The organism is Vagococcus sp. CY53-2, assembly GCF_022604695.1.
GTDB lineage: Bacteria > Bacillota > Bacilli > Lactobacillales > Vagococcaceae > Vagococcus.
On sequence record NZ_JALAHP010000007.1, the window covers coordinates 12,600 to 33,542 of the forward strand.

27 protein-coding genes are annotated in these 20,943 nt (G+C 33.0%); 6 read left to right on the forward strand and 21 right to left on the reverse strand.

From position 1 onward, the window contains the following. Positions 1-58: 58 nt before the first annotated feature. From MN581_RS08800 to MN581_RS08830, 8 genes are all read right to left on the reverse strand, one after another. Entirely contained in the window at positions 59-502 is a 444-nt protein-coding gene (locus MN581_RS08800; RefSeq protein WP_241699619.1) for a hypothetical protein, read from the reverse strand. Between the two features lie 769 nt (positions 503-1,271). After that, positions 1,272-1,490, reverse strand: a complete 219-nt coding sequence (locus MN581_RS08805) for a hypothetical protein (protein WP_241699620.1) — start codon at positions 1,488-1,490, stop codon at positions 1,272-1,274. Positions 1,491-1,590: 100 nt separating this feature from the next. Further along, entirely contained in the window at positions 1,591-1,776 is a 186-nt protein-coding gene (locus tag MN581_RS10125) for a VanZ family protein (RefSeq protein WP_277756569.1), read from the reverse strand. After that, positions 1,776-2,048, reverse strand: coding sequence for a VanZ family protein (locus MN581_RS10130; protein ID WP_277756570.1), 273 nt, complete (start codon positions 2,046-2,048; stop codon positions 1,776-1,778). Before MN581_RS10130 ends, MN581_RS10125 begins: the two co-directional genes overlap by 1 nt. Positions 2,049-2,180: 132 nt before the next feature. Next, positions 2,181-3,059: a GRP family sugar transporter gene (locus tag MN581_RS08815; RefSeq protein ID WP_241699621.1), complete on the reverse strand. Its 879-nt coding sequence runs from the start codon at positions 3,057-3,059 to the stop codon at positions 2,181-2,183. 31 nt (positions 3,060-3,090) lie between these two features. Next, complete coding sequence (rbsD, locus tag MN581_RS08820) at positions 3,091-3,486, reverse strand: D-ribose pyranase (protein ID WP_117974061.1); 396 nt, start codon at positions 3,484-3,486, stop codon at positions 3,091-3,093. Then, positions 3,486-4,400 carry a ribokinase gene (rbsK, locus tag MN581_RS08825; RefSeq protein ID WP_241699622.1) on the reverse strand — a complete coding sequence of 305 codons (915 nt, stop codon included), beginning with the start codon at positions 4,398-4,400 and terminating at the stop codon, positions 3,486-3,488. The genes rbsD and rbsK overlap by 1 nt, the downstream gene beginning before the upstream one ends. Before the next feature lie 93 nt (positions 4,401-4,493). Continuing rightward, a complete protein-coding gene (locus MN581_RS08830; RefSeq protein ID WP_241699623.1) occupies positions 4,494-5,486 on the reverse strand; it encodes a LacI family DNA-binding transcriptional regulator in 993 nt (330 codons plus the stop codon). A gap of 101 nt (positions 5,487-5,587) precedes the next feature. Between MN581_RS08830 and MN581_RS08835 the strand changes: the two genes are divergently transcribed. Together MN581_RS08835 and MN581_RS08840 are read left to right on the forward strand one after the other, a co-directional pair. Beyond that, entirely contained in the window at positions 5,588-5,785 is a 198-nt protein-coding gene (locus tag MN581_RS08835; RefSeq protein ID WP_117974055.1) for a hypothetical protein, read from the forward strand. A 354-nt stretch (positions 5,786-6,139) separates the two neighbouring features. After that, positions 6,140-6,400 (forward strand): AraC family transcriptional regulator, encoded by a 261-nt coding sequence (locus tag MN581_RS08840; protein WP_117974053.1) that lies wholly within the window; start codon positions 6,140-6,142, stop codon positions 6,398-6,400. A gap of 171 nt (positions 6,401-6,571) precedes the next feature. Here MN581_RS08840 and MN581_RS08845 read toward each other — a convergent pair whose 3' ends face one another. Then, positions 6,572-7,597, reverse strand: coding sequence for an aminotransferase class I/II-fold pyridoxal phosphate-dependent enzyme (locus MN581_RS08845; protein WP_117974051.1), 1,026 nt, complete (start codon positions 7,595-7,597; stop codon positions 6,572-6,574). 395 nt (positions 7,598-7,992) lie between these two features. On the opposite strand from MN581_RS08845, the gene MN581_RS08850 reads away from it, so the two are divergent. Continuing rightward, positions 7,993-8,565 (forward strand): hypothetical protein, encoded by a 573-nt coding sequence (locus MN581_RS08850; protein ID WP_117974049.1) that lies wholly within the window; start codon positions 7,993-7,995, stop codon positions 8,563-8,565. 13 nt (positions 8,566-8,578) lie between these two features. Further along, positions 8,579-9,586 (forward strand): WYL domain-containing protein, encoded by a 1,008-nt coding sequence (locus MN581_RS08855; protein WP_117974047.1) that lies wholly within the window; start codon positions 8,579-8,581, stop codon positions 9,584-9,586. A 39-nt stretch (positions 9,587-9,625) separates the two neighbouring features. Here MN581_RS08855 and folP read toward each other — a convergent pair whose 3' ends face one another. The 9 genes from folP to MN581_RS08900 all read right to left on the reverse strand — a co-directional run bounded on the left by folP (position 9,626) and on the right by MN581_RS08900 (position 15,033). Beyond that, positions 9,626-10,402 (reverse strand): dihydropteroate synthase, encoded by a 777-nt coding sequence (gene folP, locus MN581_RS08860; protein ID WP_233519214.1) that lies wholly within the window; start codon positions 10,400-10,402, stop codon positions 9,626-9,628. Between the two features lies 1 nt (position 10,403). Further along, positions 10,404-10,970, reverse strand: a complete 567-nt coding sequence (locus MN581_RS08865) for a non-canonical purine NTP pyrophosphatase (RefSeq protein ID WP_117974045.1) — start codon at positions 10,968-10,970, stop codon at positions 10,404-10,406. Between the two features lie 2 nt (positions 10,971-10,972). Continuing rightward, a complete protein-coding gene (gene folE, locus MN581_RS08870; protein ID WP_117974091.1) occupies positions 10,973-11,536 on the reverse strand; it encodes a GTP cyclohydrolase I FolE in 564 nt (187 codons plus the stop codon). A 1-nt stretch (position 11,537) separates the two neighbouring features. Further along, positions 11,538-12,026: a 2-amino-4-hydroxy-6-hydroxymethyldihydropteridine diphosphokinase gene (gene folK, locus MN581_RS08875; RefSeq protein ID WP_117974043.1), complete on the reverse strand. Its 489-nt coding sequence runs from the start codon at positions 12,024-12,026 to the stop codon at positions 11,538-11,540. Between the two features lies 1 nt (position 12,027). Further along, entirely contained in the window at positions 12,028-12,390 is a 363-nt protein-coding gene (folB, locus tag MN581_RS08880) for a dihydroneopterin aldolase (protein WP_117974041.1), read from the reverse strand. Between the two features lie 133 nt (positions 12,391-12,523). Then, entirely contained in the window at positions 12,524-12,715 is a 192-nt protein-coding gene (locus MN581_RS08885; protein ID WP_147340788.1) for a hypothetical protein, read from the reverse strand. Positions 12,716-12,799: 84 nt separating this feature from the next. Next, entirely contained in the window at positions 12,800-13,060 is a 261-nt protein-coding gene (locus MN581_RS08890) for a metal-sensitive transcriptional regulator (protein ID WP_071456657.1), read from the reverse strand. Between the two features lie 19 nt (positions 13,061-13,079). Further along, positions 13,080-14,720 carry an FAD-dependent oxidoreductase gene (locus tag MN581_RS08895; RefSeq protein WP_241699624.1) on the reverse strand — a complete coding sequence of 547 codons (1,641 nt, stop codon included), beginning with the start codon at positions 14,718-14,720 and terminating at the stop codon, positions 13,080-13,082. Position 14,721: 1 nt separating this feature from the next. Further along, positions 14,722-15,033 (reverse strand): rhodanese-like domain-containing protein, encoded by a 312-nt coding sequence (locus tag MN581_RS08900; protein ID WP_117974037.1) that lies wholly within the window; start codon positions 15,031-15,033, stop codon positions 14,722-14,724. Between the two features lie 184 nt (positions 15,034-15,217). Between MN581_RS08900 and MN581_RS08905 the strand changes: the two genes are divergently transcribed. Both MN581_RS08905 and MN581_RS08910 read left to right on the forward strand, forming a co-directional pair. Next, the gene (locus tag MN581_RS08905) at positions 15,218-16,030 is read left to right on the forward strand and encodes an NUDIX domain-containing protein (RefSeq protein WP_117974035.1); all 813 of its coding nucleotides are present in this window, start codon (positions 15,218-15,220) and stop codon (positions 16,028-16,030) included. Between the two features lie 22 nt (positions 16,031-16,052). After that, positions 16,053-16,742, forward strand: a complete 690-nt coding sequence (locus tag MN581_RS08910; protein WP_117974034.1) for an alpha/beta hydrolase — start codon at positions 16,053-16,055, stop codon at positions 16,740-16,742. Positions 16,743-16,777: 35 nt separating this feature from the next. Here the strand turns inward: MN581_RS08910 and MN581_RS08915 are convergent, their stop codons facing one another. From MN581_RS08915 to ppdK, 3 genes are read right to left on the reverse strand one after another with little or no spacing between them, the layout of a single operon-like run. Continuing rightward, entirely contained in the window at positions 16,778-17,608 is an 831-nt protein-coding gene (locus MN581_RS08915) for a pyruvate, water dikinase regulatory protein (protein WP_117974031.1), read from the reverse strand. Then, positions 17,595-18,227, reverse strand: a complete 633-nt coding sequence (locus tag MN581_RS08920) for a helix-turn-helix transcriptional regulator (protein ID WP_079345118.1) — start codon at positions 18,225-18,227, stop codon at positions 17,595-17,597. The genes MN581_RS08915 and MN581_RS08920 overlap by 14 nt, the downstream gene beginning before the upstream one ends. A 13-nt stretch (positions 18,228-18,240) precedes the next feature. Beyond that, entirely contained in the window at positions 18,241-20,877 is a 2,637-nt protein-coding gene (gene ppdK, locus MN581_RS08925; protein ID WP_117974029.1) for a pyruvate, phosphate dikinase, read from the reverse strand. Positions 20,878-20,943: the final 66 nt, after the last annotated feature.

The window sequence follows — 20,943 nt, forward strand, 5'->3', positions numbered from 1 at the left end:
TACAGCTCGACATAACGCCAATTATGTCTACCTAATGATAAAACAACTAATTATTAGGTTAACTATTTAAAAGCCCAAAGAAATTTTTTTCAATAAGAGAGTTGAAATTTTTAAGAGAAAACTCTTCATTATCACTAATTTTATCTAAAATATTTTCTTTACTTTTAATATAAAAATAGAATTTTTTTTCATGTTCAAAGCTAAGGCAGTATTCATTAAATGGTGTTAAAATTTCAATATCAAAATTTTTAATCTCTCTCAACGGAATATGCCTATTTTTATCATTCGATTTCCCCCAATAATTATGGAGTATTAATTCCTTTTCAGTAAAAATTAATAGACATGGTTTTCTGCTAAAGTAGGTCCATATGTATGAATTACTTCCCCTTAATTGTAGAGAAGGTTTCCAACTTTTTTCAGCTACAAAATAATTAGACTGTGGTATATCTCCGTTACTTCTTATGAAATTTTCAATTTCCATAGGTGATTCTAAATCAGTCATAATTGAAACTCCTTCAAAAGTATTTACCTACAAAGCACAACTAACAGCACTAGATGCGATTCCAACAACAAAATTTATTTTAGCAAAAAGAATTTATACATGTCATAAATTATACAATTCAGTCGTTTTTATTCAGAAAAATATCATTATACCTTAATTTTTTCAAACAAATAATACAATATCGCTTTTTAAAGTGAAATATTATTCTACTAGTTATAACGTCATTTATGTTTATAGTTCATTATTGGACTTTCAATAAATAATTTCTTTATAAAGAGATTAATTCATTAACTTCATCTTCTTGTAACGTCATTAAATCAATAAATGTATAACCATCTTATAAGGCTTTTCCTACGGTAATTCAACCTAAATAGTAAGCCTCACATTCAATTCCAGTATTTCCTAATCCCATAGTGTATTTATACAAAATCTCAAAACGATTATCCACAAGATCTTTTTTATACCAGTTAATATAACATTGTGTTTATTTTGTGCATCTTCATATCAACCTTTTTGATTAGATATGTATGTTTCATCTTTAAATCCTGGAACCATTTGTTTGCTCATTTGTAAAGCTAACCCTTCTTGTAATATCAAAAAGGAAAAACTTCTTTCATAAGATAACTCTTTCTTTAATGGTTTTAAATGTAGAATATGAGTTAATTCGTGATAAAGTTGAAGTATTTGAACATTTTTATCATTATATCCCTCAACTGGTAAACATAGACAGATTGTTCCTGAACTACCAAAAGTGACAAAGGGATTGTTTTCAAAAAAAAACAACAAAGTAAATAATTTTAAAGCTTAGGGGATTATAATCATTTTTAGCTCTAAGATGTGCTTCATGTGTAGGAGGACTAGCCGCAAAATTATATTCATTTTCCCATAAATTCCATTTTTCATCCATATCTATTATATTTTTTGATTGTTTAAAAAATGTGACAAATTTAAGAACTAAATTAATTACTTCTAAATGACTACTATTCATAATATTCCCCCATTAATTTAATTATATCATTTTATTATATAAAAAAGTTAATTAATAACTAACAAAAAAGTAAGACCTGCTAAACATACTATAAAAATGACTATACCAATAAAAAAAGTACTCTACCTAATGTATTTTCTTTAAATCCTAATTTTAATAACTGATATATTAAAAAACCAGCAATTCCTCCTAATGTATTAGTTATCACGCCAGTCATATCTGTCGCTCCTAAACCAAAAATAAATTGCAACACTTCTATTACAAGTGAAAATAAAAGAATAATCATTATTTTTTAAAAAAAGAATCTTTTTTATTATTAATTCCTAACAGTCCACCAAACGGCATGAAAATAATGACATTGTTAATGATTTCTGATAAATCTGTTCTTTGGTTAACTATGACTGGTTCTTTAAAAGGAATCAAGTTAATACTTCGTGGCTGATTATTGAATTGAACAATCAAGTCATCAAATGATAACGAAAACTTAAATAATAATATCCAAATTAAACTAACAATATATCCTATAAATAAAACTGTTTTCTTTTTACTATCTCTCATATTTCCACTCCTAATCATCTATCTAAACTTATTATAAAGGTCATTAATAGAAAGAGTATCATTCCAAAGTCATAATTAATATTAACTGATAAACATGAAAAAAGACCTTCACGAAGAAGGCCTTAAAACTAATTATACAATAACTGTTAATGTTGCAGCTAATAAAATGAGGATAAGCCCAACAATTGTTATTTTCATTTCTTTTGGTGTTTTCTTTTGTCCTAAGAACCAAATACCTGTTAAAGTCGCTAATACAACAGATGTTTGGGATAATATGAATCCTGTTGCTAATCCATTCATATTAGGCTGAGCTGATATTAAATATGTTAAAGCTGCAAAAGCAAAGAAAAATCCTGAAATAATTTGTTTATAAGATACTACTTGAGTCAATGCATTTTCTTTTTCTTTTATAGCGATAACCAAACTATAAACAACCGCCACAATCACCATTCCAATGGCTTGTGGTAAAAATGCATTCATTCCTGTAATGCTTGTTTCTTGCGGTGCTGCTGAGTATAACCAATAACCAATTTCACCAACTGCTAAAATAATCACAGCTTTCTTAATGTTACTAGAATTAGCACTGTCTTTTTTTTCAGACCACACTGTAAACCTTGCACCAATGATAATTAATACAAGAGCTAAAGCACCTATCAATTTATCCGTTATTGTTGGCCAGTTTCCTAAATGAACCACTCCCCATAAAGAAGCAACAATTAATTGAAATGCTGTTGTGATAGGCATCGCTCTTGATGAACCAACTAATTCAAATGATTTAAATGTTAAAATTTGTGCACTTGCCCAACCAATCCCTGATATGATACCTAATGTTAAATCGATGCCAGTTGGCAATGTTAAATCATTAGCAAAAAATAAAATGATGGCAAAAATTAATGTTCCAAGCGTTGATCCAACAATTTGATTAACTGGTTTGCCACCAATTTTTGATGCAATAGTTGGGTATAATCCCCAACCTAGTAATGGTCCTAACCCTATTAGTAAAGCTGTCATATTTACAAAATCCTCCTGGTAAAATTTCTAATTAAAATGTTACGCCACTTTCAAGTAAGATATTCGCATAAGGTGTCATTTCACCAGTTCGAATAAACGCATGTGTCTCGTTCAATTTTTGTTTCATGTTACTATGTGGGATAAATTCAATCGGCGTGTCAGTAAAACGTTCTTCAATACGTTTTAAAATACTTGGATTAGCCTCTTTTATCTCCTCTGCCAAATAAATCTTTTGAACTTCTAATTCTTCTAATACATTATCCAAAACGTCAAGAAAACTAGGGATACCATTTGTAACAGCTAAATCAATTTTTTCTGTTCCAAATGGGACTGGCATACCAGCATCTCCAATACTTAATAAATCGAAATGACCCATTTTCGAAATAACTCTTGATATATCACTATTAATAACCGCTGACTTTTTCATTATTTTATCTCCTTTATTTCATTTTCAAAAGGTATTGATGGCTGTGCTCCATAGCGTTGCACGGTTAGGGATGATGCTTTATTTCCATAATCAATGGCTTCTTCAATATTAGAAAAATCTTTTTCTAATCGACTAGCAAAAGCTCCTATAAAAGTATCCCCTGCTGCTGTTGTATCAACTGCTTTTACCTTATAAGCTGACACAAAACCTGATTGATCGCCAAAATTATAGTAGGCACCACGACTTCCTAACGTGATAATTACTAACTCAACACCTAGTTCTTGTAATTTTTTTGCAGCTAATTCAATTGATTGGTCATCATCTAAAGAGATTCCAGTAATTAATTCTGTTTCTGTTTCATTTGGAATAATGATATCTATTAACTTAAGAAGTTCGTCAGAAATATTTTTGACTGCTGGTGCTGGATTTAAAATCGTTTTAACTCCTGCTTCTTTTGCCAGTTGAAAAGCTCTGAATGTCCCACTGATAGCACTTTCAAACTGTGCAATTAAAAAATCGCTTGTCTCAATTACTTGTTTGTAATCTTCCACTAAATTTTCAGTAACATGATTATTTGCACCTGCATAAATCATAATACTATTTTCGCCAGATTCGTCAACCGTTATAAATGCTTGACCTGTTGATTCATTATCAATTGTTTTAATACCTGATACATTTATTTCTTCACCTTCAAGCAATTCAAACATGACTTTGCCTGCTGCATCATTACCAATGGCACCAATAAAACTAGTGTTAGCTCCAGATCGTTTACTAGCTACTCCTTGATTGGCTCCTTTACCACCACCTGCAGTAAAATGTTCAATCGCATGAATGGTTTCACCAGGTTTAGGCATTTCTTTAACTCTTAACGTTGTATCTAGATTAATACTTCCAATAACAGTAACATGATTCATTATAAGTTCCTCCTATTTTTTCTTATTAAAACGTTTTAGTAAAACGTTTTAATTTTGTCTTCGAAAAAAATATAGCACACTTTGAAATAGTTTTCAAGTGTGTGCTACCGATAATCTTTGAATTAACTGAACGGGTAAAACTATTTCAGTCTCATCCATTTCAGGATGCTCTATACGTTGAATTAATGTATTAGCTGTCTTTTGACCAAGTTCAAAAATAGGCTGTGACACTGTTGTCAATGACGGAGAAATATACGAACTCATTTCTATATCATCATAACCTACTACGCTATAATCATCTGGTATTTTTTTGCCACAATCACTTAATCCCGCATAGACACCAAAGGCTATTTCATCATTTGCCGCAAAAATAGCCGTTGCCTCCGTAAGTAAAATATCTGATACTCGTTTTTTTCCACTTGATTTTGTTAAATCCGTCGCAAAATAAATAACATCGCCCAAAAAATTAGCTGAAAATCCTTCTAATCGTTTTAAAATATTTTGGCTAGATGATTCTGGAAATAGTACAGCAACAATACGGTGCTCCAAATCATTTAAAAGATTAGCTACCAATTTCCCACCTAAATAATCATCTGTCTTTATAGAATCTTTTATCTGACTCGTTGATTGCCTATCTAGCTCAATAACTGGGATATTTTTTAAAGCTTCTTGTTTAACTAGTTCACCCATAGATACCCCAGAACTTGCGACAATCAGACCATCTACTCCTCGGTTGTTTAACGCTTCCAATGCTTTAATGCCCTTCTCATCATCTGTATCGACATTACATAGAATAGTCATAAAATCAGATTTAAATAACACCTCTTCTATTCCTTTTACTAAAGTAGCGAAAAAAGGATTGGTGATATCTGGTACAATAATTCCAATTGTCTGGCTTTTTTTCATCACCATTCGTCTAGCAAAATAATCTGGCGCATACCCCAGATCATCTCTTGCTTTAAAAACTTTTTTCACCGTATCAGGATGAAATTGACGATACTTTCCATTTAAAATTTGAGACACTGTCGTGATGGATACTCCTGATTGTTTTGCTACATCTTTTATTGTAATCTTCTTTTTGGTCATACTATTCTTCCTTTATCTTTAAGCTAATTAATCAATATAATTGTTATTATACCTTAAAATATGATACCCTTTGTAGTATATAAATTTAAGGAGATTTTTTAATGGGATGTCATTGTAAAAAAAGTTTACCATCAAAAATATTAATTGCTACTTCACTAATCATTATGACATTATTTAATAATACGTCATACAGTCAAATGGTTTTTAAAATTGGTGGTATGATCCAAATCATTGGTATCATATGGTTTATTATTATGTATGTTTTAAATAGAACAACTACATGTAAAGTTAAACAGTAGATAGTAGCATTTACTCATTAGTAAATGCTTTTTTGTCAAACTATTTTTTAGGATGACTCATGTTAATATATTCTTCATACGTCATCCCGTATTTGACACTCTCCACTAAAGGTTCTTCTTTAAAGTGAAAATAATAATCTTTTCCCCATGGTTTCATCCCAATTTTTTGCGTAACTTTCCCTGAGCTACTATTATCCTTATGATGTGTAGCATAAACAACTTTTCACTTCAAATATTCAAAGGCTATTTTGTGATTTTTCCATATACTTCACTCCCATCACACTTTTAGCAAGATTGATCAAAATTTTTTCATTTACCCATGATACACTTTTACTAGAAAAGGAGGTCATCTTAATGCATTACTCCCACTACATCAAACGAGCGATTTCCTATATTCAACAACACTTAAATGAAGACTTAACACTTACTATAATTTCTGACTACATTGGGTACTCAAGTTATCGTTTTCATCGGTTATTTAAAAAAGAAACAGGGCTATCTCTGTATGACTATATCCAACAACAACGTTTAATACAAGCTTCTATGCTCTTAAAATACACCAATCTACCTATCAATCATATTTTTCCTATAACAACTTTTTCACTTCATGAATAATTTGATTAGTTTTTCTCATCGATTATTTCATAGATTATAATTTCCTTTAGCTACTTAATATAAATATATCATATTTTATAAATAGTAAGTATTTTTTTACAGAGGCTGTATATACGGAGTTTCAGTTAAATAAAAATTGTGAGGTGATTTTGATCACCTCACAATTTTTATTTATAAGTAACTTATTAACTCATCTATATTTTTTTCTAATGTGCCCCAACTTGTTGCAAATCTAACAACCATACGATCATTATCATATTTTTCCCATATTGCAAAAGACACATGCTGTTTTAATTTGTCTACTTGATCATTTGTCATAATAATAAATTGTTGATTCGTAGGAGAATCAAAAAATAACTCGTAACCTCTGTCTAAAAAAGCTTGCTTTATTTTTAAAGACATAGCAACAGCATGTTGACTAATATCAAAATATAAATTATTTGTAAATAGTTCCAAAAACTGAACCCCTAATAATCGTCCTTTTGCAAGCAGTGCACCATGTTGTTTTACAGTAGAAATAAAGTGTTTTGGTTCATTATTTTTAGTAAACACAACTGCTTCACCACATAACGCACCAATTTTTGTTCCACCGATATAAAACACATCCGAAAATCGAGCGATATCTTGAATTGTTACCTCTGATTCTTCACTAACCAAACCATATCCTAGTCGTGCCCCATCAATGAATAATGGCAACTGGTTGTCATGACAAACTCTTGATAAATCTTCTAACTCTTCATATGTATAAAGAGTCCCATATTCTGTTGGAAAAGAAATATAGACCATACCAGGTAAAACCATATGTTCTTTAGTCTCATCTGCATTAAAGACTTCTAGATACTCTTTAACAGAATGAGCAGATATCTTTCCATTTACTGATGGTAACGTCAATACCTTATGACCACTATATTCAATGGCACCAGCTTCTCTTACATTAATATGACCAGTCTCAGGTGCTATAACACCCTCAAACTTATTCAACAATGCATCAATCACTATTTGGTTTGTCTGTGTTCCACCAACTAAAAAATGAACGGAGGCATCTTGACACTCTATCACTTCTTTTATATTTTCAATTGCTTGTTTTGTGAAGGAGTCAGAGCCATAACCGTATTCCTGTTCCATATTTGTTTCTATTAAACGTTGTAATACTTTTTCATGAGCTCCCTCAAGATAATCATTCGCAAATGATATCATCCAAATACCTCCAGTCGTTTTTTATCAAACTTTTTTATTTTTTATATTTAATAATATACGGTTTTTTTATCCATTTTTTATCAAAATAGTTATTTTATTGTTTTTTTATTTATAAAAAAACAAACATAAGAAAAATTCTAATAAATATTAATAGTATATTAAGTTATTTAACACATTAAGTCAAATAATTTTCTAAAACAATTCTAAAAAAAGAAGATAAATATTAGATATAGACACATTATACTATCTTTTTTTATAAAAAATGATGTTTTATGAGTTTTAAACAACTGTTTAGTATTTACAACGCCAACAATATATGATAAATAAATATATAGTTCATTATATGTTTATTATTATGTTATATAATATAATGACATAATAAAGGAGAATTGAAAATGATTAGCACACAACGTTCAACAAAACAAATAGCTTACTTAACAATAGCTATTGCTGCAAATACGGTACTAGGTTCTATTATCACCTTTTCAGGGGTTCCTTTTTTATTTCTAGATTCCATTGGAACAATTTTTATTTCAACACATTTCAAATTAAAATATGGTCTACTCACCGCTGTTAGTACTCACTGTTTATTATCTGTCATCCATGGACCACTGGCCTTACCTTTTATGTTAGTTAGTCTATCCATTGCAATCGTTTCACACTGTTTCAAATCATTTATTCATTCTTATAAAAAAGCTATCCTAGCTGGAATTATTATTGCTATTGTGGGTGCTCTTTTTAGCACGCCTATTCGAATTCTTTTGTATGGTGGATTTAAAGGAATGCAAAAATCTGTTAGTGATTTATTTTTTATCATGTTTAATCACTCAGGTTTTACTTATTTTTCATCTGTGTACTTTAGTACTTTTATTGATTTAGTTGGTGATAAAGTCATTTCATGTTTACTCATTACATATTTAATCAACCTAGCTCCGTTAAAAAAATATATAAGAAAAATTAACTGGTGAGGTGAAGAGTTATATGTCTAGTCAGGAAAGAATCTTAATAATTTTTATTCGACTCCTACAAGGAAATAGGCTATCTAAAGCTGATTTGATGGCAGAATTTCAAAAAAATGGGAGCACTATTCAACGAGATATGGCCATCATAGATGAGTTATTACATACAATAAATACTAGTTTACCAGCATCGAAATTGTCACCTTTTAGACAAATTGGAGAATTAGATCGTAAAAAACGTGGCTTCTATCAACTAACTGCTTTTAAAGAGAGATCTTATATGACGGATCAAGAACTGTTTATGGTTTTTAAAGTATTATTTGCTAGCAGGGGGTTTCACGAAAATGACTTAAAAACGATCTACTATAAATTATTTAATAACGTTGAAAATAAGCACACCATGGATAAATTATTGGCTAATGAACGATTTTATTATGAAGGCGTTCCAGAATCAACTATTTATCCATCCCTAACCTTATTATTAAAAGCCATGTTAAATCAACAAAAAGTCAAATTTTCTTATACTAAAAATGGTGAAACAAAAATTTTCACACGAGTACCTATGGATATTTACTTTTCTGATCTTTATTTTTTCATGGTTTCTGCTAAACATACCGCAAAAGATGATACTGATTTTGAAGCATTAAATAAATTTCGTATTAATAATATGAAACAAATAAACGTTCTAAATGAGCATAAACCAGTTGAATACGCAAATCGTTTTCAAGGAGGTATTTTAAGAAATCAAACCGCCCTTCCTTTTTTTGGTGATCCAATTACGTTAATTATCGACTTTTATTACGAGCCTGCTTATGTTCTAGATAGATTCCCCCATTCTGTCATAAAACAAGTCAATAAAGATGGGAGTCACCGTATTGAAATACCTGCTAATAATGGTTATGGTGTTAAAATGTGGTTATTAGAACAAGGTGCCCATGTTAAAGTAATTTCACCAAAATATATCCAAAAATATTTAATTGATAACATGAAGCAAACACTTTCTTATTATGATATTTCAACCACTAAATAAAAGACAAATCTATCATTATCATAGATTTGTCTTTTTTGTTTATCGTTTTAATTTATTCCAAACCGTTAACGCATCACTCATTCCTTTGACATTATGGACTCTAACCACCTCTACTCCTTTTTCCAATGAGAAAAGAGAAGCTGCTACTGTTCCAAAATCTCGTTCTTTTGGTTTATCTTCATTAATTAAATGGGCGATTGTCCGTTTTCTGGATACCCCGTAAAGTAATGGATAATCCTCATAACGACATTTTTCTGGGTAAGATAAAATGAGTTCATTATCTTCCATTGATTTATGAAATCCAATCCCTGGATCAAAACAAATGTTTTCTTTTGGAATATTATATGATTGGCATTGTTCCATTTTTTCTTGATAAAACTGAGCTAAGTCATCAAAAATGGATACCCCTTCTTGTCTAGGGCGTGAATGCATGATAATGACTGGTACATTATAGGACACCACTACTTCTGCCATACCATCCATATCCATCCCTTTAATATCATTGACAATATTTGCTCCAGCTTCGATTGCTGCTTTTGCTACTTCTGGGAAATAGGTATCAATTGAGATTGGAACGTCGCTAAACGTGCGAATAGCCTGAATGACAGGTATCACACGTTTCATCTCTTCATCAAAACCAATCTCCATATAACCTGGTCGAGTCGATTGTCCACCAATGTCGATAATATCAACACCCTCAGCAATCATCTCTTTTGCATGTTCCACGGCTATTTCAGCATCTGTATAGTCACCACCATCTGAAAAAGAATCTGGTGTCACATTTAATATGCCCATAATTGGTTTATCTTTAAACATGTTAACGCCTCCGTATTAATTCATTAAACGCCTGATTTCTTGGGCTAAGTTCATCACGTTGCTCCATATTGAGTAACGAAAGAGTCTGAGTATATCCAGTTGGAATTAAAATCGAATCAAACCCATATCCGCCACCTTCACAGATGGTCTCTGATACCCGTCCTGTTAATACTTTTTCGACAATGATTGGTTTATCTTCAAGGTTATATAAAACTAAACAAGCGTGCAATTTAAATCGTCTGTCACTCTCGTATTCTAATAAATTCAATAATTGCTCATTCATTTGCCTGTCTGTTAATCCCTTTTCAAAAAAACGTGCTGTATGAATCCCCAACTTATCAGGAAACGCACACAATTCTAATCCCCCATCATCTCCTATGACCGGTTTTTGAATAATCATCGCAATTTCCTTAGCTTTAATCAACGCATTTTCTACATAGGTTTTACCGTTTTCCACGATATCGATTGGTTCACTATATGTTGTATAGGATTCTATCGTTTCACTTGGAAATGCCAGTTGTAATTCGCGTATTTTATTTTTATTATTACTAGCTAAAATTAACTGCATGACTAATCTAACGCTCGTAAAAAATCGTCTTTAACATCCTTATCTTCTTTAAAAACACCTTGATAATGGAATGTTTTCGTCACACTACCGCGAGCTTTTACGCCACGCATTGCCATACACATGTGTTCTGCTTCAATCGATACGGCAACGCCTTTTGTTCTAACTTTTTCATTGATTAAATTGGCAATTTGGATTGTTAAATCTTCTTGAACATTTGGTCGTTTCGCACAAAATTCAACCATTCGAGCCACTTTACTTAGACCCAATACTTTATGATCACTTGGAATATAGGCAACGTGTGCTTTTCCAAAAAAGGGAAGTAAATGGTGCTCACACATTGAATAAAACTCAATATCTTTAACCAAGACCATGTCATCTTCATTCAAACTTGGAAAGACTTTGTAATTAGTAAATTCCTTTTCTCGTACGGAAGAAAAGACTTCTGCATACATTTTTGCTACACGTTTTGGTGTTTCTTTCAATCCATCGCGATCAACGTCTTCTCCAATCGCTGTCAAAATCGTCTTCACTGCTTCTTCAATCTGCCATTGTTTGTCTTGTTCCATCCTAATCCCAACTTTCATTTGTCTGTCTGACCTCACCAGCATTTCCTGATAACTCTATCCATTCATCAAGTGATTTTCCTTTAAGCATTTCTTTAGTGTAAACATCTTTTAAAGGAATCAACACAAAAGAGCGTTTCGTGATTTCTTTATGTGGAATGATTAAATCAGGTGTTTCAATTTCTAACTCTCCCATTAACACAATGTCAATATCTATCGTTCTTGGTCCCCATCTCACCAAACGTTCTCTATCTAAATTGGCTTCGATGTCATTCACCGTTTTTAATAACTCATTCGGAGACAATGTTGTCTCAATTTTTATGACAGCATTTAAATAATCATCCTGTGGCACATCACCATACGGATCTGTTTCATATATATCTGACTTACTTAAAACACTAATCTCACTATGTTGATTCAACTGTTCCACTGCTTGTTTTAGATAATGACGTGAATCCCCCATATTACTTCCAAGTGCCAAATAGGTTTCCATATTAATAATCTCTTTCCATTTCTATTTCGACATTATCAAAAAAACCGGCAATTGGGACATGATATTTTCTCGTTCTAACTAGAGCATGTTCAAGCATATCACCATATTTTTCACCTAATATATCTAGCACATAATAAGTAACAGCTTCAATCAAATCAAATGATTTAGATTCCAAAGCTGTTTTTACATCCGTGTACACATCAGCATAACTAATTGTTTGATGTAAATCATCTGTTTTACCTGCTTTTTCTAATGGTAATGTCAATTCTATATCTAATTCTAGTTTTTGTCCTAGTACTTTTTCTTCTCCCATCACACCGTTATAAGTATAAACTAGCATGTTATTAATTCTTACTTTTCCCATCACTATCTCCTTAAAAATATAGTATCGTCTATCCTTAGTGCTATTATACATAAAACTGTCAAAAAAGAGTCATTTTTATTAAATAAACATAAAAAAACACATCAAGACACCACTCACCTTAATGTGTTTTCTATTATTTCGATAAATCTAATTGCAACATATAATTATCAATAATTTCAGCTAAATCTGAAACGGATTGCTCGCTATATGAATTATCATATCCACTTGTCATGATAGTAATAAAATAGGGTTGTTTTTTATCTTTCACTAAGGCAATATCATTGCTGACTGTATACATTGGCATCCAACTTATTTTATGTACCACATCAACTCTCAGCTAACGTTATCAGGTATCCAACAAGTAGTAAAAAACCAACTATCCGTCAAGACAAATAGCTGGTTCAAACTTTTATTTTTTTATCACTAAATCAATGGCTTCTTTGATTTTTTCATCACGGTCTTCTTGAGTGATTGATTCTTCCTCTATGCAATCAATTAAATTTTCTGCTACAACTACACCAATAGCACGATCGATACTTGAGCGGATAGCCGATAGCTGAACCACAATGTCACGACAACTCTTGTCCTCATCTAACATTTTAAGAACTCCCCTAATTTGTCCTTCCGAACGTTTCAAACGATTACTAACTTTTCTTTTTGTGTCTTCCATTGTGACCACTCCTTATTATTTATGAAATTCCATTAATCGCCTTATACAGCAGATATGATCCATCTAAGTTTTTCACGTCATAACCCATTTGTGCAAGCATACGTTGTGCGATGTAACTTCTTTGTCCACTTTGACAGCTTAAAATAATTTCTTTGTCTTTTGGTAATTCGTTTGCACGTTGACGAATATCATTAAGCGGAATATTAATAAACCCATCAATCGTTCCTTGCGCAAACTCTTCTGGTGTTCTGACATCGACTAACATTGCTCCTGATGCTTTCACTTGTTCTAATTCAGTTAATTGAATATTTTCGGCTAAATGTTCAATAATGTTTAATGCGGCATACCCAACCATATTCACAATATCTTTTGCCGAACCAAATGGTGGCGCGTAAGTTAATTCTAATTCTGGTAAATCTTCAACAGTCAAACCACCTTTAATAGCTGTTGCTAAAACGTCAATACGTTTATCGGCTCCATCTTTTCCAACAGCCTGTGCACCATAAATTTTACCTGTTGTTGGATTAAATATCAACTTTAAGAAAATCATACTAGCACCAGGGTAATATCCTGCGTGGTTTTTTCCATCAACATGAACCACATGATACTCATAACCTAAATCTTTTACTTGTTTTTCTGTTAAACCAGTTGACGCTATTGTTTGCTCAAATACTCGAACAATGGCTGTTCCAATACTGCCTCTATTTTTACGTGGCATACCAGCAATCACATCTGCCACTTGACGACCTTGACGATTGGCAGGTGAAGCTAGTGCAATCATGGCGTCTTCATCATTAATTTGATTTTTAACGATAATCGCATCACCTACTGCATAAATATCTTTAACATTTGTTTCATAAGAATCATTAACTAAGATACCCCCACGCATACCCAACTCAATACCAGCAGATTCAGCTAATCCATTTTCAGGGCGAACGCCAACTGACATCAAGACTAAATCAGTGCCTATTTTTTCACCAGTATTTAATACAAGCGTTTGTCCGTTATTTTCCATTGCTACAACACCTTGGCTAGTTAGAACTTTCACCCCTTTATCACGCAACTCGTTCGTAATAAACGAAGCCATTTCAGCATCAACTGTTGGTAAAACGTGTGGTGCCATCTCAATAATGGTCACGTCTAATCCACGATGAACTAAATTTTCTGCCATCTCTAAGCCGATAAATCCCGCTCCAATAACCACAGCCTTTGTAGGTTTATGATTGTTTAAATAAGTCATTACTTGATCAACGTCAGGGACATTTCTTAATGTAAATAAGTTTGTTGCGTCATTAATGCCGTCTAATGGTGGGATAAATGGTTTAGCTCCTGGTGAGAGAACTAATTTATCATAGCTCATTACTTCCTCTTGACCATTATGTAACAGTGTCACTTCTTTTTTATCTGCATCAACTGAAATCACTTCTGTTTTAACTTTGACATCCAAATTAAATCTAGCTTTTAATGTTTCAGGAGTTTGAACTAATAAATCCTTACGATTGCTAATTTCACCAGAAACATAGTATGGCAATCCACAATTAGCAAATGATACATAAGGTCCTTTTTCAATAATCACAATGTCCATCTCTTCATCTAAACGTCTTAATCTTGTTGCTGCGGACATTCCTCCTGCAACGCCACCGACAATAATTGTTCTCATATTACTTATATCCCCCTTTCAATGTTCCATTCCACATCATCATGCCACCTTCAATATTGTAGGCATCATATTTTTGACTAACTAGGTATTGTGTGGCACGTTTACTTCTAGGACCTGATGCACAAACCACATAAACCGTTTTTCCTTTTGGTTTATATTGTTGAAGCGTATCCAATGGAACATTTTTTGCTTTAGGTATATGCCCTTGAGCAAATTCTTCTGGACTTCTCACATCTATTAATTCAATCGGTTTTTTCAACTTTTCTTGTAATTCTTGTGCTGAAATACTTGGCACTTTCTTAAATAAAAACATATATTCCTCCTAGATATTTGCGTCTTACACAACTAATATACCCCCTACCCTATAAAAAGAAAAGTAATCTGCTCACTTTTTTAATGTATTTTTTACCTATTTCAATGTAAATAGCTTTCAAATTGATTTGAATCTGATAAAATAGAAACAGATTAGTAAGTATATAAAGAGAGGTAATTAGATTATGTCGACTTTCGACAAAAAAACAACAGAACAGCACTACTATGAAACACAAGTTAGTGAAAAAGAATATTTACATTGGTATAAACAGCAGCATTTCCCGACACAAGATATGCCATCTGTCACAGTTGATAATGTCATATTTTGTTACAATAAAGAACAAGATGCCTTAAAAGTACTGCTTATAAAACGTAGTACTCACCCTTTCAAAAACTCATGGGCTCTTCCTGGAGGATTTGTTATTCCTGGAGAAGCAACGGCAGACAGTTGCATTAGAGAAACAAAAGAAGAAACCAACGTCACGATTACCCGTGAACACGTAGAACAACTTCACACCTTTAGTACTCCTGGACGCGATCCACGTGGATGGGTGATTACAGTCAGTTATTTAGCTTTTATTGGAGAAGAACCTCTTGTTGCAGGAGATGAAGCGGCAAAAGCATCTTGGTTCGATTTAACACGTGAGGGAAATTTGTTATACCTTACCAATCATCTTGATGCAAACATCTGTGTTAATTTAGATACTGGTGAATCAATTGGAGAGAATTCACTAGCCTTTGACCATGCCAAAATTATTATTAAAGCCTTTAACCGTGTGTGCAATAAAATGTATCACGAGCCTCAAGTTTTGCGTGTTTTAGGAAAAGATTTTACAATTAGTGAGGCAAGAAAAGTCTATGCTAAATTTTTAGGTGTCAACTTTAAAGATATTGATCATTCAAACTTTAAAAAAGCAATGTTACCTTACTTTACTGAAATTGGAGAACGTGCAACTGGTGTTGGCCGACCATCAAAAATATATGAACTAAAATTCTAAGTCATTACTGGGGGGAAATCTTATGGAAAAAATCGTCTCATCAACTGATGGAAGTCATATTTTTTACAAAGTATTAGGACAAGGGACACCCATGTTCTTCATTCATGGAAATAGCGGCTCACATCAAGCTTTTCAAAAACAAATCGACGTCTTTCAAAAAAACCATCTACTTGTTTTGATGGATACAAGAGATCATGGCCACTCAACAAATCAAAGTGAACAACTTGATTTTCAAGCCATTTTTGATGATATACTATCTATCTTGGAAAATGAGCAAATTGAACAAACCATTATGGTAGGATTTAGCGATGGTGCAAACATTGCCCTCTCATTTGCCAATTATTACCCAGAACGTGTATCAAAAATGGTATTAATTTCCCCTAATATTCGTTTTGACCAACTAAAAAAAAGCAAGCAACTGCTCTATAAATCACTGCGAGTCGTTAGTGAATACTTACTAAGATTAAAAAAAGAGTCTAGGGTATTACGTCTAGCCATGAAAAACCTACCTCTCACCTCAAATTATCGTGAGAAGTTAAAGATGCCCATTTTATTTATTTTTGGTGATCGGGACATCATTGATCTAAAAAAGGTCAGCCCTTTTATTGATTCCTTAAAACAAGCGAAGTTAATCGTATTAAATAAAACCGGCCACTCGATTTTAAGAACTCGTCCCCTAATAGTTAACAAAGAAATTGAATCTTTTATATAGAAAAAGCGATACGCATTGACACGTATCGCTTCTTTTTATTGACTTTTATATGCTTCTTCGATTAACTGAGCAGATTCTTCAATTGATCGATTTTCAACATTTATGATTATGGCACCTAATGATTCGTACAATTCGTGTGCAAAATTTAACTCTTCTTTGATTCTATCAAGTGCCACATAAGATGAGCTACCATTTAGTCCAAGTGAATCTAAACGTGATTGTCTCACACGCATAATATACTCTGGACTAGCTGTTAAGCCTATGACTGGCACCTTGTTCAATTGGAATAATTCTTTTGGAATTGGGACTTCTGGTATCAATGGTAAGTTTGCGACTTTGACCGAACGATTAGCTAAATACATGCTTAGTGGTGTTTTAGATGTACGTGAAATCCCTAAAATCACTAAATCTGCTTTTCTAAACCCTTTTGGATCTTTCCCATCATCATATCTCACAGCAAATTCAATCGCTTCAATTCGTTTAAAATACTCCTGATCCATTAAATAAAGTGAGCCACTTTCATGACTTGGTTCCATATGTGTTCTATGTGATACTTTTGTCATTAATTCTGTCATGTAATCAACATATTCAAGACCCGTACTTTTAGCAAAATCGGCACAAACTTTATTTAATTCACTATCAACTAGTGTTGTCACCACAATCGCTTTTTCATTTAAAGCATCAGCTAATATTTGCATTAATACTTCTTTTGAATCCACAAAGGGAAATTTTTTAATATCATAGTTTTCAAGTTTTGGAAACTGTGCTAATACGGCATTTATAATGCGTTGGGCTGTTTCTCCAATTGAATCTGATATAACAAATAGTTGTAATTGCTTAAATTTACTCTCTCTAAAGTTGTTCATGTTTTAGTTCTCTCCCTAACTTAATAAAGTGCTGTACCACTTTTGTTTTTGATAATTTACCAACGACTTGATTGGTTTCTCGGCTTAATACGGGTAGTGAATCAATTTCATGGGCGCTCAATAAACTACCTGCCTCTAAAATGGTCATATCTGGGTAAGTAACCACGAGATTAGGCATACGAGTCATAATAATCGCAATCGCTAAATCTAAATCTTGATTATTTAACAAGCTTCGTAATAAATCTTTTCGTGATACCAAACCGATTAAGTCCTTTGATTCTTCATCAATGACATAAAGTGACCCACAATCATACATAAATAGGGATGTGGTAGCATCTTTAATTGTTGTATGAGGATAGATAATGACAGGATTTGACATGACCTCATCCACTTGGACATCAAATAAATGTTCTTGTAATAATGGATCAAATGGTAATCCTGAATAGATATAGCCTACTTTTGGTCTGGCATCAAGAATTCCTGTCATCGTTAACACAGCTAAATCACTTCTTAATGTTGGTTTAGTTAATCCTAATTGTTCTGCGATTTTATCTCCACTAATCGGCTCATTCGTTTTGACAATCTCGATAATCTTTTTTTGTCGCTCACTTAGTTCCACAAAGACACCTCTTTTATTCGTTATTAGACGCACGGCGGATGGTACTTTGAGCTGCTGCAATATAAGCAATCGGAATTCTGTATGGTGAACATGACACATAATCTAAGTTAATGTCATCAAAGAATTCGATTGACGTTGGGTCACCACCTAATTCCCCACAAACACCAATTTTTATATTTGGTGTTGTTGAACGACCTTTTTCAACGGCTGTCTTAATTAATTCTCCCACCCCACCTTTATCAATTGTTTGGAATGGATCAACTGGTAACACGCCTTTTGAAACATATTCGTTAATATATTTTGCTGCATCATCTCTTGAAAAACCAAACGTCATTTGCGTTAAGTCATTTGTTCCAAAACTAAAGAAATCCGCAGTTGTAGCAAGTTGATCAGCAATTAAACAGGCTCTAGGTAGTTCAATCATTGTCCCTATACGGTAAAAGACATTGATATCTTCTTCTTCCATCAAAGCATCTAGATACAATTCAATTTTTTCTTTTAGTTCACTTAACTCTTTTGTTGTTCCTACTAATGGTATCATAATTTCAGGTGTTACGTCTAAACCAGTTTCACGTTTCATCGCAATGGCACTTCGAATAATCGCTTCACTTTGCATAATGTAAAGTTCGGGATACGTCATACCTAAACGACAGCCACGGTGTCCAAGCATTGGGTTCACTTCATGTAATTCTTTCAAACGACGTTCAATTTCATTTTTACTCACATTCATCTCTTGAGCTAAAAGAACAATATCTTCTTCTTTCGTTGGCATAAACTCGTGCAATGGTGGGTCTAGTAAACGAATCACACCTGGCAACTCATTTAACGTTGAAAAGATTTCTTTAAAATCTTCCATTTGATAATCTAAAATAACTTTTAATGCTTTTTCGCGTTCAATATAGCTATTTGATAAAATGAAACGTCTCATTTGAATCAAACGTTCTGCACCGAAAAACATATGTTCTGTACGAATTAATCCGATACCATCTGCACCAAAGTACAGTCCTGTTTTGATATCACTGACTGTTTCAGCATTCATTCTTACATCAAGACGAGCATGTTTTTTCGCCCAAGCCATAATCGTATCAAAATAATGAGAGGTCCCTGTTACTTCCACTTCTAATTCTCCAAGGTAGATAACACCATTAGAGCCATCGACTGAAATCACGTCACCTTCGTTTAATTGACCTCCCGGATACACCACACGTTTTAAAAAGTCATCAATTTCTAACTCGCTACATCCAGCGACACAACATGTTCCCATTCCACGAGCAACAACTGCTGCGTGAGATGTCATACCACCACGACTTGTGACAATGGCCTCACTTGCTACCATTCCTTCGATATCCTCAGGAGACGTTTCTTGACGCATTAGAATGACCTTCTCACCTTGTGCTGCCCATTCTTTTGCTGTTGCTGCATCAAAACAAACTTTCCCAACAGCCGATCCAGGACTAGCTGGTAACCCAACGTCAGATACCTTTACTGCTTCTTCTAAGGCTACTTTTGAAAACTCTGGATGAAGTAAATGACTAATCATATCAGGATTTAATGTCAGTAAAGCATCTTCTTCTTGAATTAATCCTTCTTCGACCAAATCAACGGCAATTTTCACACTGGCTTGTGCAGTCCGTTTTCCATTTCGTGTTTGTAAAATATACAATTTCCCTTTTTCCACAGTAAACTCGATATCTTGCATGTCACGATAATGTTGTTCTAACAAATGAGCTAGACGAGCAAATTCCTCATAAACTTTAGGTAGATCATTTTTTAATTTTTCGATTTGTTCTGGCGTACGAATACCTGCTACAACATCTTCACCTTGTGCATTGATTAAGTACTCACCAAATAATTTATTTTCACCAGTCGCTGGATTTCTTGTAAAGGCAACACCTGTTCCACTGGTATCTCCACTATTTCCAAAGACCATTAATTGAATATTAACAGCTGTTCCAATATCGTCTGGAATATGGTTTAACTCGCGATAAATATGAGCTCTCTCATTGTTCCAAGAATGAAAGACTGCTTCAATCGCTAAATGTAATTGTTCTTTCGCAGATTGCGGAAACGGTTTCTTTTTAATTTCCAAAATAATACGTTTAAATTCAGTTACAATGCTCTTTAAATCATCACCAGTCAACTCACTATCTAATTTTACCCCGTGTTTTTGTTTGTAAAATGTTAAATAGTTTTCAAAATACTGCATATCAATCCCAAAGACAACGTTTCCAAACATTTGTAACAAACGTCGATAACAATCGTAGGCAAATGCTTCGTCCTCTGTTAATGAAGCAAGTTGTTCTACTGTTTCATCATTTAACCCCAAGTTTAAAATCGTATCCATCATACCCGGCATTGAGAATTTTGCTCCACTGCGAACAGAAACAAGTAATAAATCGTTATCGCCTTCAAATGATTTATTGGTTTTCTTTTCTAACAAACTCAAATGCTCATCTATTTCTTTTTTTAATTCATCTGATAATTCTTTTGTTGTATTTAAAAATGACATACATGCTTCAGTCGTAATAGTAAACCCTGGTGGGACTGGTAAGCCTAAGCGTGTCATTTCAGCCAAGTTTGCTCCCTTACCACCTAATAGGTCTTTCATATCTGCATTGCCTTCATCAAACTGATATACTTGTTTTAACACACTAATACCTCCAATTAACTTTTATTAATACCTATTATTTAGTATATAGTACGTCATATATAAAAT

What these genes read in the sequence shown, in the direction of transcription:
- MN581_RS08800 (WP_241699619.1), bottom strand. Translation starts at nt 502, where the DNA reads ATGACTGATTTAGAATCACCTATGGAAATTGAAAATTTCATAAGAAGT.
- MN581_RS08805 (WP_241699620.1), bottom strand. Translation starts at nt 1,490, where the DNA reads ATGAATAGTAGTCATTTAGAAGTAATTAATTTAGTTCTTAAATTTGTC.
- MN581_RS10125 (WP_277756569.1), bottom strand. Translation starts at nt 1,776, where the DNA reads ATGATTATTCTTTTATTTTCACTTGTAATAGAAGTGTTGCAATTTATT.
- MN581_RS10130 (WP_277756570.1), bottom strand. Translation starts at nt 2,048, where the DNA reads ATGAGAGATAGTAAAAAGAAAACAGTTTTATTTATAGGATATATTGTT.
- MN581_RS08815 (WP_241699621.1), bottom strand. Translation starts at nt 3,059, where the DNA reads ATGACAGCTTTACTAATAGGGTTAGGACCATTACTAGGTTGGGGATTA.
- rbsD (WP_117974061.1), bottom strand. Translation starts at nt 3,486, where the DNA reads ATGAAAAAGTCAGCGGTTATTAATAGTGATATATCAAGAGTTATTTCG.
- rbsK (WP_241699622.1), bottom strand. Translation starts at nt 4,400, where the DNA reads ATGAATCATGTTACTGTTATTGGAAGTATTAATCTAGATACAACGTTA.
- MN581_RS08830 (WP_241699623.1), bottom strand. Translation starts at nt 5,486, where the DNA reads ATGACCAAAAAGAAGATTACAATAAAAGATGTAGCAAAACAATCAGGA.
- MN581_RS08835 (WP_117974055.1), top strand. Translation starts at nt 5,588, where the DNA reads ATGGGATGTCATTGTAAAAAAAGTTTACCATCAAAAATATTAATTGCT.
- MN581_RS08840 (WP_117974053.1), top strand. Translation starts at nt 6,140, where the DNA reads ATGCATTACTCCCACTACATCAAACGAGCGATTTCCTATATTCAACAA.
- MN581_RS08845 (WP_117974051.1), bottom strand. Translation starts at nt 7,597, where the DNA reads ATGATATCATTTGCGAATGATTATCTTGAGGGAGCTCATGAAAAAGTA.
- MN581_RS08850 (WP_117974049.1), top strand. Translation starts at nt 7,993, where the DNA reads ATGATTAGCACACAACGTTCAACAAAACAAATAGCTTACTTAACAATA.
- MN581_RS08855 (WP_117974047.1), top strand. Translation starts at nt 8,579, where the DNA reads ATGTCTAGTCAGGAAAGAATCTTAATAATTTTTATTCGACTCCTACAA.
- folP (WP_233519214.1), bottom strand. Translation starts at nt 10,402, where the DNA reads ATGTTTAAAGATAAACCAATTATGGGCATATTAAATGTGACACCAGAT.
- MN581_RS08865 (WP_117974045.1), bottom strand. Translation starts at nt 10,970, where the DNA reads ATGCAGTTAATTTTAGCTAGTAATAATAAAAATAAAATACGCGAATTA.
- folE (WP_117974091.1), bottom strand. Translation starts at nt 11,536, where the DNA reads ATGGAACAAGACAAACAATGGCAGATTGAAGAAGCAGTGAAGACGATT.
- folK (WP_117974043.1), bottom strand. Translation starts at nt 12,026, where the DNA reads ATGGAAACCTATTTGGCACTTGGAAGTAATATGGGGGATTCACGTCAT.
- folB (WP_117974041.1), bottom strand. Translation starts at nt 12,390, where the DNA reads ATGGGAAAAGTAAGAATTAATAACATGCTAGTTTATACTTATAACGGT.
- MN581_RS08890 (WP_071456657.1), bottom strand. Translation starts at nt 13,060, where the DNA reads ATGGAAGACACAAAAAGAAAAGTTAGTAATCGTTTGAAACGTTCGGAA.
- MN581_RS08895 (WP_241699624.1), bottom strand. Translation starts at nt 14,720, where the DNA reads ATGAGAACAATTATTGTCGGTGGCGTTGCAGGAGGAATGTCCGCAGCA.
- MN581_RS08900 (WP_117974037.1), bottom strand. Translation starts at nt 15,033, where the DNA reads ATGTTTTTATTTAAGAAAGTGCCAAGTATTTCAGCACAAGAATTACAA.
- MN581_RS08905 (WP_117974035.1), top strand. Translation starts at nt 15,218, where the DNA reads ATGTCGACTTTCGACAAAAAAACAACAGAACAGCACTACTATGAAACA.
- MN581_RS08910 (WP_117974034.1), top strand. Translation starts at nt 16,053, where the DNA reads ATGGAAAAAATCGTCTCATCAACTGATGGAAGTCATATTTTTTACAAA.
- MN581_RS08915 (WP_117974031.1), bottom strand. Translation starts at nt 17,608, where the DNA reads ATGAACAACTTTAGAGAGAGTAAATTTAAGCAATTACAACTATTTGTT.